The sequence below is a fragment of the Exiguobacterium sp. s11 genome (genome assembly GCF_018619015.1).
Classification (GTDB): Bacteria; Bacillota; Bacilli; order Exiguobacteriales; family Exiguobacteriaceae; genus Exiguobacterium_A; species Exiguobacterium_A indicum.
In genome coordinates this window covers 870523-887166 of sequence record NZ_JACSNF010000001.1, presented here as the reverse complement: position 1 = coordinate 887166, position 16644 = coordinate 870523, and the positions used below count along the sequence as shown (strand labels likewise).

At 46.5% G+C, this 16644-nt stretch carries 16 protein-coding genes; 12 read left to right on the top strand and 4 right to left on the bottom strand.

From position 1 onward, the window contains the following. Window positions 1-152 precede the first annotated feature (152 nt). From tpx to KNQ12_RS04835, 4 genes are all read left to right on the top strand, one after another. Window positions 153-644 (top strand): thiol peroxidase, encoded by a 492-nt coding sequence (gene tpx, locus KNQ12_RS04850; protein ID WP_035396538.1) that lies wholly within the window; start codon window positions 153-155, stop codon window positions 642-644. Between the two features lie 100 nt (window positions 645-744). Then, a complete protein-coding gene (locus tag KNQ12_RS04845) occupies window positions 745-1653 on the top strand; it encodes a class I SAM-dependent methyltransferase (protein WP_023469052.1) in 909 nt (302 codons plus the stop codon). Window positions 1654-1773: 120 nt separating this feature from the next. Then, entirely contained in the window at window positions 1774-2985 is a 1212-nt protein-coding gene (locus tag KNQ12_RS04840) for an acetate kinase (protein WP_023469051.1), read from the top strand. 304 nt (window positions 2986-3289) lie between these two features. Then, on the top strand, window positions 3290-3895 hold the full coding sequence (locus KNQ12_RS04835; RefSeq protein ID WP_023469050.1) for a 3D domain-containing protein: 606 nt from the start codon (window positions 3290-3292) through the stop codon (window positions 3893-3895). A 107-nt stretch (window positions 3896-4002) separates the two neighbouring features. On the opposite strand, the gene KNQ12_RS04830 is transcribed toward KNQ12_RS04835, so the two are convergent. Then, window positions 4003-4440 carry a universal stress protein gene (locus tag KNQ12_RS04830; protein ID WP_029342342.1) on the bottom strand — a complete coding sequence of 146 codons (438 nt, stop codon included), beginning with the start codon at window positions 4438-4440 and terminating at the stop codon, window positions 4003-4005. Window positions 4441-4594: 154 nt separating this feature from the next. Between KNQ12_RS04830 and KNQ12_RS04825 the strand changes: the two genes are divergently transcribed. Next, window positions 4595-5320 (top strand): SDR family oxidoreductase, encoded by a 726-nt coding sequence (locus tag KNQ12_RS04825; RefSeq protein ID WP_023469048.1) that lies wholly within the window; start codon window positions 4595-4597, stop codon window positions 5318-5320. Window positions 5321-5574: 254 nt separating this feature from the next. Here the strand turns inward: KNQ12_RS04825 and KNQ12_RS04820 are convergent, their stop codons facing one another. Beyond that, the gene (locus tag KNQ12_RS04820; RefSeq protein ID WP_023469047.1) at window positions 5575-6678 is read right to left on the bottom strand and encodes a M24 family metallopeptidase; all 1104 of its coding nucleotides are present in this window, start codon (window positions 6676-6678) and stop codon (window positions 5575-5577) included. Window positions 6679-6833: 155 nt separating this feature from the next. On the opposite strand from KNQ12_RS04820, the gene KNQ12_RS04815 reads away from it, so the two are divergent. Continuing rightward, the gene (locus KNQ12_RS04815) at window positions 6834-8144 is read left to right on the top strand and encodes a DRTGG domain-containing protein (protein WP_023469046.1); all 1311 of its coding nucleotides are present in this window, start codon (window positions 6834-6836) and stop codon (window positions 8142-8144) included. 51 nt (window positions 8145-8195) lie between these two features. Here KNQ12_RS04815 and KNQ12_RS04810 read toward each other — a convergent pair whose 3' ends face one another. Then, window positions 8196-8504: a YtpI family protein gene (locus KNQ12_RS04810; protein ID WP_023469045.1), complete on the bottom strand. Its 309-nt coding sequence runs from the start codon at window positions 8502-8504 to the stop codon at window positions 8196-8198. 63 nt (window positions 8505-8567) lie between these two features. On the opposite strand from KNQ12_RS04810, the gene KNQ12_RS04805 reads away from it, so the two are divergent. Further along, window positions 8568-9503 carry a DHH family phosphoesterase gene (locus KNQ12_RS04805; protein ID WP_035396547.1) on the top strand — a complete coding sequence of 312 codons (936 nt, stop codon included), beginning with the start codon at window positions 8568-8570 and terminating at the stop codon, window positions 9501-9503. 65 nt (window positions 9504-9568) lie between these two features. Here KNQ12_RS04805 and KNQ12_RS04800 read toward each other — a convergent pair whose 3' ends face one another. Then, window positions 9569-9763: a YtzJ family protein gene (locus KNQ12_RS04800; RefSeq protein ID WP_214746599.1), complete on the bottom strand. Its 195-nt coding sequence runs from the start codon at window positions 9761-9763 to the stop codon at window positions 9569-9571. Window positions 9764-9909: 146 nt separating this feature from the next. Between KNQ12_RS04800 and dnaE the strand changes: the two genes are divergently transcribed. From dnaE to pfkA, 5 genes are all read left to right on the top strand, one after another. Further along, complete coding sequence (dnaE, locus tag KNQ12_RS04795) at window positions 9910-13071, top strand: DNA polymerase III subunit alpha (protein WP_214746596.1); 3162 nt, start codon at window positions 9910-9912, stop codon at window positions 13069-13071. 102 nt (window positions 13072-13173) lie between these two features. Further along, window positions 13174-13692, top strand: a complete 519-nt coding sequence (locus KNQ12_RS04790; protein WP_050677654.1) for a FadR/GntR family transcriptional regulator — start codon at window positions 13174-13176, stop codon at window positions 13690-13692. Window positions 13693-13713: 21 nt separating this feature from the next. Next, window positions 13714-14574 (top strand): acetyl-CoA carboxylase, carboxyltransferase subunit beta, encoded by an 861-nt coding sequence (accD, locus tag KNQ12_RS04785; protein ID WP_023469040.1) that lies wholly within the window; start codon window positions 13714-13716, stop codon window positions 14572-14574. Beyond that, the gene (gene accA / locus KNQ12_RS04780; protein WP_214746593.1) at window positions 14561-15496 is read left to right on the top strand and encodes an acetyl-CoA carboxylase carboxyl transferase subunit alpha; all 936 of its coding nucleotides are present in this window, start codon (window positions 14561-14563) and stop codon (window positions 15494-15496) included. The genes accD and accA overlap by 14 nt, the downstream gene beginning before the upstream one ends. Window positions 15497-15643: 147 nt before the next feature. Further along, window positions 15644-16612 carry a 6-phosphofructokinase gene (pfkA, locus tag KNQ12_RS04775; RefSeq protein ID WP_214746590.1) on the top strand — a complete coding sequence of 323 codons (969 nt, stop codon included), beginning with the start codon at window positions 15644-15646 and terminating at the stop codon, window positions 16610-16612. Window positions 16613-16644: the final 32 nt, after the last annotated feature.

The following is a 16644-nucleotide window of genomic DNA, read 5'->3' as shown; positions in this document are numbered from 1 at the left end:
CGTTTCATGAACTCTTTCATTATACCTGTTTTTTGGAAAGACGGGTACTGAAGTCCATCAATTATGGCAGAACGCTTGCCATCTTCGCGGATCATTCCTATAGTTAAATAGAAAATACAGTATATCCAATCAGGGGAAAAGGGGAATTCATAATGGCAACGTTTAAAGGAAATCCAATCACACTTCAAGGTACGGCGGTTCAAGTCGGACAAACAGCACCTGACTTTCAAGTGTTAGCTAACGACTTATCACCGGTAACACGTGATACATATCAAGGTGTCCGGATCATCAGCGTCGTTCCATCGATCGATACAGGCGTTTGTGATGCGCAAACACGCAAATTCAATGAAGAAGCAGCAACAATCGAAGGTGTGACGGTCATGACGGTCTCAAACGATCTTCCGTTCGCACAACGTCGCTGGTGCGCATCAAGTGGTCTTGATCAAGTCGTAACGTTGTCTGATCACCGCGATCTTTCATTCGGTACACAGTATGGCGTAGCGATCGAAGAATTACGCCTGCTTGCCCGTTCTGTTTTCGTTCTTGATTCAAACAACGAGATTACGTACGTTGAATATCTTGAAGAATCAACAGACGAAGTCAATTTCGAAGCAGCACTCGCTGCAGCACGTGAAGCGAAGTAAGAATGGTTTACAAACGCCGCTGAAGCGTTACAATGGAACTAATGATAGAAACGGCTCCCGCTCTACGGGGGGCCGTTTCGTTTTGGAGAGGATGACGTACATGGAGCCGTTAGAAAAGTTATATAAGGAATTAACACGTCAAACAAAACAAATCGAACGTGATCTGGATATGCCCTATTTAGAAGCGTTGACGACGGTGATTGATCGATTGAACGATCGTCATACTGAAAATGTAGACAAAGAGGTCATTCGGAAGGCAGTATCGCTTGCTATTCTAGAAGGGATGAAACAAGCACAACCGAACCATTTGCCGACGCCAGACAGCGTCGCTTTGTTTGCTGGTTATCTAATCGGGAAATTGGTAGGTAAGGAGGACATCCGACTACTTGAGTTGGGGAGTGGGACAGGTGGCATGTTACATGCTGTCTTAAGTCAGCTTTCGACAGGTACATCTGCTGAGGCGGTCGAGGTAGATGAGACATTGATTCGTTTATCAGCAGCGGTAACGGAATTACTCGACTATCCAGTCACGTATACCCATCAAGATGCGTTACGACCATTATTGTTAGATCCAGTTGATCTTGCGATGGCTGATCTTCCTGTCGGTTATTATCCAGATGAAGAGGCTGCCGCTTCTTACATCTTAAAACGAGACGAAGGCATGAGCTACAGTCATTTCTTGTTGATTGAACAAGCGATGCAATACGTCAAACCAGGCGGATTCGGTGTCTTCGTCATTCCGAACGGACTGTTTCAACATGATACGGAAGGGAAGTTGAAACAGTACTTCGAATCAAAAGCGCATGTCATCGGTATTTTGCAGTTACCGCTCACGATGTTCAAACAAGAACAGGCAGCAAAAAGTTATTTGATCGTCCGTAATCATTTAGCCGGTATGAAGATGCCAAAACAAGCATTGCTTGCTGAGTTGCCATCGTTCACAGATGCTCGCGCGTTTGGTGGTATGGTGAAACAGATTGATGAATGGATTAACACAGAATTAAAATGAATTACGCAAAGTGATTGAAATCTGTCGTTAATTTGACTATTCTAGTTGTAGAACAGAAATAGAAGAAAACCTAAACAGATGTGAATGTTCATTGGATTCAAATGGAAAAGGGGAAAAATCATGGCAAAAATTATGGCGGTAAACGCAGGTAGTTCGTCTTTGAAGTTCCAATTGCTCGAAATGCCGAACGAAACGATGATCGCAGTCGGACTCGTTGAACGCGTCGGTAAAGACGATGCAATCTTTACGATCAAATATGGTGAAGGACAAAAGTATACAGATGTCCTCCCACTTGCAACACATAAAGAAGCAGTCGAGTTGTCACTCGAAAAATTGATGGAGTTCGGAATCATCTCGTCTTACGATGAGATTAAAGGTGTTGGACACCGTGTGCTTCATGGTAAAGAAAAATATGCAGACTCTGTATTGATTACAGATGAAGTCATGCACGATATCGAGTCGTACACAGAACTCGGACCACTTCACATTCCACCAAACTTGATCGGAATCCGGGCATTCCAAGCATTGCTTCCGGAAGTACCACAAGTGGCAGTCTTCGATACAGCGTTCCACCAAACGATGCCAGAAGAAAACTTCCTTTACAGCTTGCCGTATGATTACTATACAGAATATGGTATCCGTAAATATGGTTTCCACGGTACGAGCCACAAATATGTTACGGAACGTGCATCTGAATTACTCGGTCGTCCGTTAAAAGACCTCCGTTTGATCTCGTGTCACCTAGGTAGCGGAGCATCGATCGCAGCAGTTTCGGGTGGCGAATCAATCGATACGACGATGGGCTTCACACCGCTTGAAGGGATTACGATGGGAACACGTTCTGGTTCACTTGACCCAGCGTTGATTCCATTCTTGATGGAGAAAACAGGGAAAACAGCAGAAGACGTCTTGAACGTCATGAACAAAGAGTCTGGAATCTACGGTCTTTCAGGTCTTTCAAGTGACTTGCGTGACGTCCAGACAGCTGCTAAAGAAGGAAACCATCGTTCAGAGATGGCACTCCGTATCTTTGCGAACCGTATCCACGGTTACATCGGGCAATACGCTGCTGAGATGAATGGTGTCGATGCGATCATCTTCACAGCCGGTGTCGGAGAAAACTCAGATTCAATCCGTGAGCGTGTCTTACGTGGTCTCGAATTCATGGGCGTCTACTGGGATCCATCACTCAACAATGGTGCTCGTGGAGAAGAACTCTTCATTAACTACCCACACTCACCAGTTAAAGTCATCATCATTCCAACGAATGAGGAATTGATGATTGCACGCGACACGGTTCGTGTTGGTGGATTGGTTGCTCAAAACGCATAATTGTGTCAAAAGGACTGAGTCGTTATTCCGACGATTCAGTCCTTTTTTTGATGAAATCTAAGAATAAAGATATACGAACTTACGTTCTATTGTTACGGTGTTTGTCATATAACGAAAAATGAATCGTCATCTTTGTAAAAATAAACCTGAAAAAGGGCGATTTCTTAAAAAAATGAGTCCTTTGTAACATAAAAGTAATAGTACAGACATATTTTTGTGGTCTATATGTAACGGCACACTCTCATTTTGTCATGTATATTAATCTCAGTTAACAAACACGAAACAATGATGGAGGAGAAAATACATGATGAAACGGATGCTCGCAAGTGTTTTAACGGTCGTGTTAGCACTCAGTTCGTTCGCAGGTCTTCAAGCAGAGGCTGCAACTAAGAAAAGCGTCAAGTCAACAGTCGATAGCCTAGTCATTCGTCAAAAAGCAACTACTTCGTCGAAAAAACTCGGTCTTCTATATAAGAACCAAACGTTATCGTACAAAGCAAAAACAGGGAACTGGTACAAAGTAAGCTACAAAGGTAAAACGGCTTATCTTAGCGCGAAATACTCGAAACTCGTAAAATCGAGTGGATCGAAAAAACAATCGACAGGTGGTTGGAAAACAATCACGAACGTAAGTGCAACAGCTTATACACCATATGATCCAGGTAGTGGTAATCTGACAGCAATCGGTTGGAACATCAAAAGCTCGAAAAAGAAAGTCGTAGCGGTTGATCCACGTGTCATTCCACTTCGTTCGACAGTGAAAGTGTATTACAAAGGGAAATTAAAAGGGACGTATACAGCTGCTGATACTGGCGGTGCTATTAAAGGGAAAAAGATGGATATCCTTTACTACTCTCGTTCAGAAGCATTCAACTGGGGTCGTCGTTCGGTCACAGTAAAATACAAATGATTGCAAACCATCGGACATTGGTTCGATGGTTTTTTATTTAAGCAGATCGTCAAAAAGCCTCTCTTCCTTTGAAATGAAGGAAGAGAGGCTTTTTGACGAAGAGTGATTCATAAACGGACGATCAAGACGTCACATTTTGCGTAACGCGTAATGCTTTCAGAGACACTACCGATGAAGAAACGTTCAACAGCGTTTAAACCAGTTGCGCCACAAATGATTAAATCAGCATCATGATTAGGGGCAAGCTTTTTGGCGATCGTTACTTTCGGTGAGCCGTATTCAATCGCTACTTCGACTTCCTGTACACCGCGATCTTGAGCAGTCTTGACGTATTCGTCTAGCAATTCCTTCGCGTAAGATTCGGCACGTTCCGTGATAGTGCGGTCATAGGCTTCTACTGTTGCGAATGTCCGTGTATCAATGACGTGTGCGATGATCAATTTTGCATCATTCCGCAATGAAACATCGATTGCCGTCTCAAAGGCACGTTCTGCCTCTTTTGAGCCATCTACTGCTACGAGTACATTATGATAGACGATTGCCATGATGAATCCATCCCTTCGTAATCGATATGATGAGTACAACCTAATTATACCATTCTCTTACTGGGAGCGGATGAAACATTCAGTGAGTTCTAAAAATTGTCCTTCCTTTCTGTTCCGTCGTAAGATGGAGTCAGTGAAAGGGGGCGATGCCAAGATGAGGCACGCGTTAATTACAGCAGGTACAAAAGGACTGGGAGAACGAGTGACGCGCCAGTTACTGGAAGAAGGTTGGAGAGTGACAGCGTTTCATCGTTCCGAACCCGAATTTACACATCCGAATCTCATAACGATTCAAGCAGATGTGACGAATCAAGAAGAATTGGAACGCGCAACCCAACAAGCAATCAACGAGCAAGGTCGGATTGATGCGTTGATACTTAATGCAGGACCTTATATATTTGAACGAAAAGCGTTAGTGGATTACACCGATCAGGAATGGAATGAAGTGATCACCGGAAATCTGACAGCTAGTTTTTGGCTGTTACGTCAAGTATTGCCTGTCATGCGTAAGCAAACCTACGGTCGAATCATTACGTACGGTTTCCCGGAAAGTGCAACAGCGCCAGGATGGGTATGCCGGGCAGCGTTCGCTGCTGCTAAAAGCGGGATGGTAAGTTTGACGAAGAGTGTAGCGCTTGAAGAGGCCGAACACGGCATCACGGTCAACATGGTCAACCCGGGAAACATCGTCGGTGACAATAAGACGAAGTTGATTTCTGAAGCGGAGCAAGATGAGGCGACGCCGGTCGGAAGAACGGGTGTCGGAGAAGATATCGCTCGCGCGATCTCTTTCTTGTTGGCAGAAGAATCAAGTATGATCACGGGAGCAATCCTCGATGTGACAGGTGGCGTCAATGTCGTCCATCAATCCCGTAAGTAAGAGAAAATGAGGTTGACTCAAAAAAAGAATGACGCGTCTTTTCACGCCCTTTCCTCAGGCGAGACACAAGCCAGTTTTCATGCTTCATTTAAGCAGGAAAGCGGGTCTTGTTCGTCTCTGACAGCGCATAAATGCGCTTTTCCTGTAGGAGTGGCGTGTGACGCGTCATCCACGAGATAAGGGTGGCAGATTATCATTCTGCCACCCTTATCTTTATAGAGACTGACTGTTGAGTCAGCTCCATTTTTCTTGAGTTAAGATGATGGAATGGATTGAAGATGTTTTGGTGTGCGAGTTAACGCAACTGGACCTTCCGCAGTGAGATGAATATCATCCTCGATACGGACGCCACCGACACCTGGAACATAAATGCCTGGTTCGAGTGTGTAGACGATACCAGCTTCTGCCGTCAGTAGGTTGTTTGACGCGAGGGACGGGAATTCATGAACCTCGATTCCGAGTCCGTGACCGACACGGTGCGTGAAGTACTGTCCGTAGCCAGCGTTTGTAATAACGTCACGGGCTGCCTTATCTAACGCACCGAGTGTTGTGCCGATCTGACTCGCTTCTGTCGCGGCTTCAAGTGCTTGGCGAACCGTTTCATAGATCTTTTTCTGTTCTTCGTTCGCTTCGCCATAAATGAAGGTCCGTGTAATATCGGAACAGTAGCCTTTCCAAACGACGCCGAGGTCGAATAAGACGAAGTCGCCTTCTTGGATGACACGGTCGCCGGGTACACCGTGCGGATCAGCACTGTTTGCACCAAATAGGACAAGCGTATCAAATGACATCTCACGGACACCTTTTTTCTTCATTTCATATTCGATTTCTGCAATGACTTCGATTTCCGTGATCCCTGGGCGGATTGCTTGTTTACCGATTTCGATTGCTTCATCCGCAAGTGTGGCTGCTTCTTGAAGAATAGCGATTTCTTCCGGTGTTTTCTTCAGACGAAGCGCTTGTAAAGACTCACCGATATCAAGAATGGCTGCGTTCTCGAGACGTGAGCTTAGTTCCTGATAGCGACTAAACGTCATGTGTTCTCCTTCGATACCGATTCGGTTATTCGAGTGCTCGAATGTCGCGAATAATTCTGCTAATCGATCAAATGGGTTTTCGTGATCCTCATAGGTCACGACGTCTCCTTCCCAAGGACTCGCTGCAACGATACTTGCTTCGAGTGCCGGACAGAATAATACATGCTTACCGGTTACATCGACGAGAACCGCCATGACACGTTCGTGGGGTTCAGCGTAGACTCCTGAGAAGTAAAACACATTTGCCTTCGAAGTGACGACGGCTAAGTCGATTCCTTGTTCTTTCAGGAATTCACTGATTTGATTCGTACGTTCGCTCATATATGATTCCACCTCTCTACTCATTTTCTACATAAGTATATCATCGTCCGGTTCGAAAAACATTTATCGTAAATCAGACTAGTACACGTTTTCATCTTTAGAGTAGTACAGTATAATGACAGGAGAGTAGAAAAAAGGAAAAGAAGGGATACAGTATGCCTACGAAACACGAACAGATCATTCGACATATCGAAGATCTTGATGTCGGAACAAAGATTTCCGTCCGACAAATCGCGAAGGATTTGACCGTATCCGAGGGGACGGCTTATCGCGCCATCAAGGAAGCAGAAAATTTAGGGTTCGTTTCGACGATTGAGCGAGTCGGAACGATTCGGATTAAAAAGAAACAAAAAGAAAATATCGAGAAGCTGACATTCGCGGAAGTCGTGAACATCGTCGACGGTCAGGTGCTCGGTGGTCGAAATGGATTACACAAGACGTTGACGAAATTCGTCATTGGCGCAATGAAGCTCGAAGCGATGATGCGCTATATCGATGTCGATAGTCTCGTCATCATCGGAAACCGCGAAAAAGCACATGAACTCGTGCTTGAAGCAGGAGCTGCTGTATTGATTACCGGTGGCTTTGATACGACAGAAGATGCGAAACGATTAGCGGATGAAATGGAGTTACCGATCATTTCGACATCCTACGATACGTTCACGGTTGCGACGATGATCAACCGAGCGATTTATGATCGATTGATCAAAAAGGAGATTTTACTCGTTTCGGATATTTTAATTCCGTTGCATGATACGTTCTATTTACAGACGACGGATCCGATTTCACGCTGGCACGAGTTGAATGAGCAGACGAAACACAACCGTTATCCCGTCATCGATGAACAAATGAAGGTCGTCGGTGTCGTGACAGCGAAGGACATCATTGACCGTCCACATGACTGGGCTGTTGAAAAAGTCATGACCCGTCATCCGATCACGGTCGGTATTCGAACGAGTGTCACGAATTCTGCGCATCAGATGGTCTGGGAAGGAATCGAGATGCTGCCGGTCATCGACCAGTACGGTCGATTGCTCGGGATCATTAGCCGTCAAGACGTCCTCAAGGCACTGCAACTCGCGAATCGCCAGCCACAAGTCGGAGAGACGTTCGACGATCTAATTACAGGACAGATCAAGGCGGCAGAGGACGAACGGGGACCGTACTTATCGCTTGAGGTCTCGCCGCAAATGACGAACTTCATGGGGACTGCTTCGAGTGGGGTATTGACGACGCTTCTAGTCGAAGGAGCGACGCGAATGTTGCGTCACATGAAGAAAGGTGACCTTGTCATCGAAAACGTCAGCATCTATTTCATTAAACCTGTTCAAATCGAGAGCACGGTAACGATCCGGGCGAATGTTTTTGACGTCGGTCGAAAATTCGGGAAAGTCGATGTCGAGATGTATCAAGGCACACAAATCGTTGCGAAGGCACTCGTGACATCCCAACTCATCGATCGTTAAATGAACCAAAAAGAACCGAAGTCAATGGACTTCGGTTCCTCTGAATCTAGCTCAGGATTGCTCCATCTCGCGGACGACATACGGATAAATCTTTTTGTAACGGATGAATCCGGCGATGAATGAAGCAACACCGACGATGATTAAAATGGAACAAACGATTTTCCCGACGAGTGTCGTTAATCCGTTTCCAGAAACGAACTGGTTGACGGCAAATAGGATAACGAACAAGCTCAACCAAATGCTCGCTTGCGTATTGAACAAGTATTTTCGGTTCGTGCTTTTCGTATGGAACGCGCGGCGTTTTGCTAACAAATACCCACCAAGCGAGAAAACGATGAGGGCGATGAGGATGAATTGCATGTTAAAAGGACCTCCTTTTTGTCTTCATCTCATATCATATCAAGATTAGAGGAGCTGTGCACAGTGAAAGAGCAAATCAAACAAATGATTGAAGCGGCAGATACGATAATCATTCATCGTCATGAACGTCCAGATCCCGATGCACTCGGTAGTCAATTCGGTTTGCAATTGACGTTACAACATCAATTCCCTAGCAAAACGGTATTAACGGCCGGAGAAATGGCGACATCATTGTCATTCATGGGAGAGCTCGATCAAGTAGACGATGAATTATACAAAGAGGCGTTAGTCGTGATTCTGGATACAGCGAATCAAGCGCGGATTGACGGGAAGGTCGCAATGACAGGAAAAGACGTCATTAAAATCGACCATCATCCGGATGAAGATCCATACGCACCAGTACAACTCGTCGATACGACGATGAGTTCGACATCGGAACTGCTCGTTCATTTGTTGAACGAATGGGGATACGAGATTCCAACATCAGCTGCCATTCAATTCTACGCTGGGATCGTTGGTGATACGGGACGTTTCCAATTCCGTGGCACGACGAAACGAACATTTGAAGTCGCAGCGCAATTGATTGATGCAGGAATCGATACGGACTGGTTGTATCGCAATATGTACGAAACAGAACTTGCGGCGCTTCATTTACAAGGATACGTCCTGCAACATATTCAATTGACGGATCAAGGTGTCGGTTATGTCGTATTGACACAAGATACGTTGAAGCAGTTTGGTGCGACGGTTGAGCAAGCATCGTTGCTCGTCAATAGTTTTGCCGGTTTAAAAGGCATGAAGTGTTGGGCATTGTTCCTTGAGACGGATACGGAGGTTCGCGTCCGGATTCGTTCGAAGGGTCCCGTCATCAATGAAGTAGCAAAAGAATTCAATGGTGGTGGACATCCGATGGCGTCTGGTGCAACGATTGGACAGTTGAGTGAAGTCGAACGTGTCATCCGTCGTCTGGACGAGGTCGCTGCTAACTTCCAGTTTTAAATGGAAAAAGGCTGCTCGGTCTCACTCCTCTCATTGAGGAAGCGAAGCGAACAGCCTTTTTACGCTTATTGCGTTTTTGTTTCGTCTTGCGGAATGAACCAAACGCCACGATCTGTGTGATCTTCAATGACATTCAGTTGAAGTTCAGCGACAAATTTGCGAATCTTCTCAGCGATTTCTTCCGTTTCAGTAAAAGCGGTAACACCGAGCTTTAATTGTTCGACTTTTTCACGTGCGATTTGACTGCGATTCAAAATCATGAGAAACGCTCCTTCCGTACCCGTCATGATATTTCTATACTTATTGTATCGAATAATAAATCAGATGGCGAGTACTTGAATCAGTTAGATATGAAGGTTCTGAAAACTTTTAAAAACATCCATCAGAAGAGAAAGGAGAATGGAAGATGCACATAAATGTTCGAACGCAGTTTAGTCCATTGCAGAGTTTAGTTCGAATCGAGCCCTATCTCGATGAACTAGTCCGTCGACACATCGGACGAGCGGTCATCTGTGAAACGACATTGACAGGAGTTCCCGCATTCATCGATGCATGTCAACGTCGAAATATGCAACCGATCGTCGGATGGGAGCAGCGAATCGAAGAAGAAGAATTTTGTATCTTATGGTTTGCTTTTTCTTCTGATGGACTGCGTCAACTGTATCGACTAGCCAGTCAACAAGGGGAGACTGAAGTTTCATCACTGATCGCGGTGCTCGTGCCACTGCGTCAAGCCTCTGAAGATGCGACGCGTCTACGTCGTTCCTTCGTTCAATGGATGGGACATGTTCAAGGAGCGCGTACATATATGGGTGTGACCTCTAGTCGCTCAACGGTCGAACGAGAGAGTCGTGCGCGTTACCGCGAAGTCGCAGCAGCGCTTGGTGTTGAGACCGTCCCAGTCGATCCTGTTCGTTACATCCGTCGAGATGAAGCGTCAGCGTATCAAGCGATACGTGCGATTGGTGAAGCGACGACGTTCCAAGACCAAAAGACAGATCGTCTGATGCATTTAAAGACCCGGGAAGAGTTACTCGAAGACTTTACCGAGCGAGAAATTACGATGGCGGAGCAGTTTGCTACGACATCTGAACGCTTGGAATTACCGTTTCAACAACGTCCACTGCCGCGTGTCGCGGAAGACTCGAATGCGTTATTACGGAAACGTGCTGAGGAAGGGTTACTGGCACATGGTCATGAAAGTAATGAAGCGCGGGAACGTCTCGCTTATGAACTATCAGTCATCCATAAGACAGGATTTGCCGATTATTTTTTAATCGTTGAAGAACTCGTAAGTAGTGCAAAAGCGAAAGGCATCTTCGTTGGACCTGGTCGAGGCTCAGCAGCCGGATCACTTGTCAGCTATGCGCTTGGGATCACGACGGTGGATCCATTGAAGTATGGATTACTATTCGAACGTTTCTTGAACCCCGAGCGGATTTCGATGCCGGATATCGATATCGATATCGAAGATGAACGACGCGAAGAAGTATTAGAGGATCTCGTGATGCGTTATGGAAAAGATCACGTCGCTCAAATCGGTACATTGTCGACGCTCGGTGCCAAAGCCGCTTTGCGAGACGTCGGACGGACGCTAGAGTTTTCGAAGGATGAATTAGATGCTGCGGTCAAACAGCTTGGAAAATCCACGACGTTACAAGGAATCGAACAAAACAAACAGACATATCGCTGGTTCTCTGGAAGCGAAAAGCGCCGGCAACTGTTGCAACTAGCGCAAGCGGTCGAGGGTCTCCCGCGACAACGTTCGGTTCACGCGGCTGGCGTCGTCATTGGATCTGAACAGCTCGTCGAGACGACACCCGTTGAAACGGGACCAAATGAACGCTATGTGACGCAGTTTTTGATGCAGGCATTGGAACGTCAAGGATTGTTGAAAATTGACTTGTTAGGATTACGAAATCTCAGTCGTTTGCGTCGGATGGAAGAATTGATTCGACGAGAACAGCCATCCTTTACGCTCACGCAAATTCCGGAAGAAGACCGCGCGACATTCCAAGTCTTTGCCCGCGCCGAGACGGATGATATTTTCCAATTCGAGTCGACAGGTATGAAACAGACGTTGCGCGAAGTCAAACCGAATCGGTTCGAGGATTTGGTAGCAACGATGTCACTCTATCGTCCGGGACCAATGAAATTCATTGATCTGTACGCGAAACGAAAAGCTGGTCAACCTTATCAGATGTTACATCCCGTATTAGAAGACGTACTTGCACCAACGTATGGCATCATCGTCTATCAGGAACAAGTCATGGAAATCACTCGTCGAGTGGCTGGATTTACACTCGCACAAGCAGATTTATTACGACGTGCGATTTCTAAGAAAAGTACGGATTCGCTCGAACAGGAACGGGTTCGTTTTCTCGAAGGAGCAAAATCGAATGGATTCGATGATGCGATTGCACATTCACTCTATGAACAAATTGAGCGATTTGCTGGGTATGGATTCAACCGAAGCCATGCGGTCGCCTATTCAAAGATTAGTTACGCCCTCGGATATATCAAAGCGCATTTCCCACACATTTTCTTACTCGTCTCGGTCGAACAACCGGAGCGTCTCGTCCGATTGATGCGCGAACGACGTCTTCCTGTCCTATCGCCGGACGTCTGGATTTCCGATTACCGTTCTTCGTTAGAAGGCAAAGGGATTCGTCTCGGAATACATGTGATTAAAGGTATTTCCGAGCGAGAGTTCGAACGTGTAAAGGAAGCATCAAAGCACACGGCGACGATTGCTGATCTATTGACCCACGTCGGATGGGGTAAGAAGGAGCGCGCAAAAATCGAATTGTTACTCTACAGTGGTGCGCTAGATCGAGCGACACACGGCGATCGCGGACTCGCTGAACAAGAAGTACTCGAATATTTCACTGAGTCGTCGAATACATTACTTCCAGACGAGTTGGCAATTCTCGGGAAACGCCGGACACAGAAGTCCTCGAAACGAAGTGATTCCGATTGGGCGCGATTAGAACGGGAAGCGCTTGGGTTCTGGTTGACGTATTCGCCGTTGACGACAGCAATGAAAGCTCCGGTTGAATCTGCTTATTTCCATGACCTTGGCGTCGGTTCGGAAACACATTATTTAGTCTGTTATATTGATCAGATTCGAGAATTCAAGACGAAACGCGGTCAAACGATGGCGGTCATTCAGGCAGTCGACGGATATTCGAATGAAGAGGTTGTCGTCTTCCCGAATCAATATGAACGATTCCGTCGATCACTTTATTTAGGGAACGTCTTGCTGATTGAACTAAAGGTGCAGGATCGCGAAGGGGAGCGTCAGTTCATTTTGGAACGTCTGCGTCCGCTTGGGCAAGATGTGCTATTCGTCAAGTTAACATCAAAAAATGAGCTGGCTGCACTCGAACAGTTGCTTGAAGCAGTACCAGGCGATATTCCAGTCGTCGTTCGCTACGCGGATTCACGCGAGACGAAATCGTTACCGCCGCTCTATGCAGTGCAGCATGATGAGGAATTACTAGCTCGGCTACGTATTCGGTTTGGCGAGGATCATGTCGTCCTGAAAAATGTCCCCCGCTCAAACTAGTACTAGGTAATAAGATTTGTTATAATAAGGGGTAATTGGTCTGACCAATGCCACCGATTGAAGCAACCGACTGAAGGGTCAGAAAGGTGGTGCCGTATCGATATGGAGAAGAAACGAAATGCGTTTGAAGCCAATATCGCGGCGATTAAATTGATGATCGAACAAGATGGATTAGTTCCAGGAGACCGTATTCCATCAGAACGGGAACTGGCAGAACGACTATCCATCAGTCGACCGTCCGTACGAGAAGCATTACGGACGCTCGCTTATTTAGGAATCGTCGAGACACGACATGGAGGCGGAAGTTTTCTATTGAACCGTGACGATCATACCTATATTCAAATCATCGCTCAATTCTTAGTGACTGGCGATTCGAAGTTCGAAGACTTGGCAGGAACGCTCCGCTTGCTTGAGCAAGCAGCGCTCGCGCAGCTGGATGACCTTTCGGTGCTTGCACCAGTCGTATCATCCGATGCAGCGTTTCGTGAGACGTTGATTCAGACGGTCGATAACGATTTGTTTGAACGAATCTGGCGACAAGTCAATGCCTTCCATAAAAGCTTCGGTCAAGGGGAACTCTATACGCAGGCGGAACGGGAACAACTCTTGAACCGCCCATAGGATGACAAGGGGGAACTGAACGTGCAAGCATTTTTTCGAAAACCTAAAAAGTTCGTCACGCTGACTTCGAAGGAGCAGCGTGTCGATGTGCCAGTTGGCCTAATGACGAAATGTCCGAAATGTAAATTAATCCAATATACGAAACAATTGGAGGCGAACTTACGTGTCTGTTCATGTGGGTATCATCACCCGTTGACAGCGCAAGAACGTTTTACGCAATTATTCGATGAAGGTTCGGTGACGTATTTCGACTTACCGGCAGTTCAAGCGGATCCGCTTGGATTCCAGGATTACCCGGAAAAATTAAAGGGCGACCAAGTCAGAACGGGTCTTGAAGAAGCGATCGTCTGTGGCGTCGGGAATGTGAATGGTCACCCACTCGTCGCTTGTGTCATGGATGCACGATTCCGGATGGGCTCGATGGGTGCAGCGGTCGGTGCTGCGATTTCTGAAGCGGTTCGTTACGCAACGAAACATCGTCTACCTGTCACGATTTTCTCCGCTTCAGGTGGAGCACGGATGCAAGAGGGAATGGTTAGTCTCATGCAGATGGCGAAATCGAGTCTCTTCTTAAAACAGCATTCAGATGCTGGATTACTTTATATTTCTTGTATGACGCATCCGACGACCGGCGGGGTATCAGCGAGTTTTGCGATGCTCGGTGACTTTAACATCGCTGAACCGGGGGCGTTGATCGGGTTTGCAGGTCGACGGATCATCGAACAGACGATACGTGAAAAACTACCGGAAGATTTCCAAACAGCAGAATTCTTATTACAAGCAGGTCAACTGGACGATGTCGTATCACGACATGATCTGAAAACGTACTATACGCGAATCTTAAAGCTACATGCGGAGGGAACGAACCATGCAACCATTTGACCAACCAGTCATCGCGTTACGCGAAAAAATTCTTGAGCTCCATGATATGGCGGAAACACAAGGACTAGACTTCAAGGAAGAACTCCAACTTCTTGAAGAACGCCTTCATCGGTTAGAACTCGATATTTACGGGAATATGAAAGCGTGGAATCGCGTTCAATTGGCACGTCATCCAGAACGTCCAACGACACTCGATTACATTGAATTCATTTGTGAAGACTTCATCGAGTTGCACGGCGATCGTCATGGATATGATGATGCGGCAATCGTCGGTGGAATCGGAACACTGAATGGTCGTCCGGTGACGATCATCGGTCATCAACGCGGAAAAGACACAAAAGAAAACATTCGTCGTAATTTCGGGATGCCACATCCGGAGGGGTACCGAAAAGCACTACGTCTCATGCAACAAGCGGAGAAATTCAATCGACCGATCATTACGTTCATCGACACGAAAGGGGCTTACCCAGGACGTGCGGCAGAAGAACGTGGTCAGAGTGAGGCCATCGCGAAAAACTTATTTGAGATGGCTGGTATGACAGTTCCAATCATCTCCATCGTCATCGGTGAAGGTGGATCAGGTGGTGCTTTAGGAATCGGAGTATGTGACCAACTTTTGATGCTCGAGAATTCAACGTATTCGGTCATCTCTCCTGAAGGTGCTGCAGCATTATTATGGAAAGATGCAAGTCTTGCGGAGAAAGCGGCGGAATCGATGAAGATCACAGCACCTGATTTATTACGACTCGGGATCGCGGATGCCATCATTCCAGAAGTCGTCGGAGGGGCGCATCTCGATGTGTCATTACAGGCGGATAAATTAAAAACTGTATTGGTACAGAAACTTGAATCATTGGTTCATCTGACCAAGGAAGAGCTCATCGATCAGCGGACCGAAAAATATCACCAAATTGGCACATAAGCACCATGTAATCGCTATCATGATTGATATTCCTCATTTCCGGAATCGATGATGAAAAAGCTAGTGAAAGTTTATGCAATCTGCCCTGTTGTAAAACAAGAAAACAACGTGCTATTTTAGATTCAGATTAATGGAGAGGTGATTAACGTGAGTTTAAAACGGATTGCTGTCTTAACGAGTGGCGGCGATGCACCAGGTATGAATGCCGCGGTGCGTGCTGTCACGCGTAAAGCGATTTTTCATGGCTTAGAAGTATTTGGTGTCTACAATGGCTATCAAGGATTAATCAACGGGGACATCGTCCAGTTGAACCTTGGATCAGTCGGTGACATCATTCAACGAGGTGGAACGTTCCTACGTTCAGCACGTTGCCCTGAGTTCCGTACAGAAGAAGGACGAGCAAAAGCGGTCGTCAATCTAAAGAAATTTGAAATTGATGCACTCGTCGTCGTAGGCGGAGACGGGTCGTATCGTGGTGCCCAAAAATTGACGGGACTTGGTTTCCCGACAATTGGACTTCCAGGTACGATCGATAACGACATCCCTGGAACGGACTATACGATCGGTTTTGATACAGCGCTCAACACGGCGCTTGAAGCGATCGATAAAATTCGTGATACGGCATCGTCGCATGAGCGAACGTATGTCATTGAAGTCATGGGACGCGATGCGGGTGATATCGCATTATATGCAGGACTTGCTGGTGGAGCAGAATCGATTCTTGTTCCCGAGCGTCCTGAAGATTTAAAAGAAGTCCTCGATCGCATTCAAAGTGGTGTCGACCGCGGTAAGAAGCACTCAATCGTCATCGTCGCTGAAGGAGCCGGTCGTGCTCAGGACGTGGGAGACGCGATCGCAAAAGAAACAGGTCTCGATACACGCGTCACGGTTCTTGGTCACGTTCAACGTGGTGGAGCGCCGACAGCAGCAGACCGTGTACTTGCAAGTCGGATGGGGGCACATGCCGTCGAAATCCTACTTCAAGGAAAACAAGGACGCGTCGTAGGCGTGCGTGGTGGTAAGATGATCGATCTCGATATCGATGAGGCACTCGACGAGAATAAACATGAGCTGGACCTTGAAATCCTCGAGCTTTCAAAACAGCTTTCGATTTAACGAACGTCGATAGGATTGAAATGGGCAAGAGA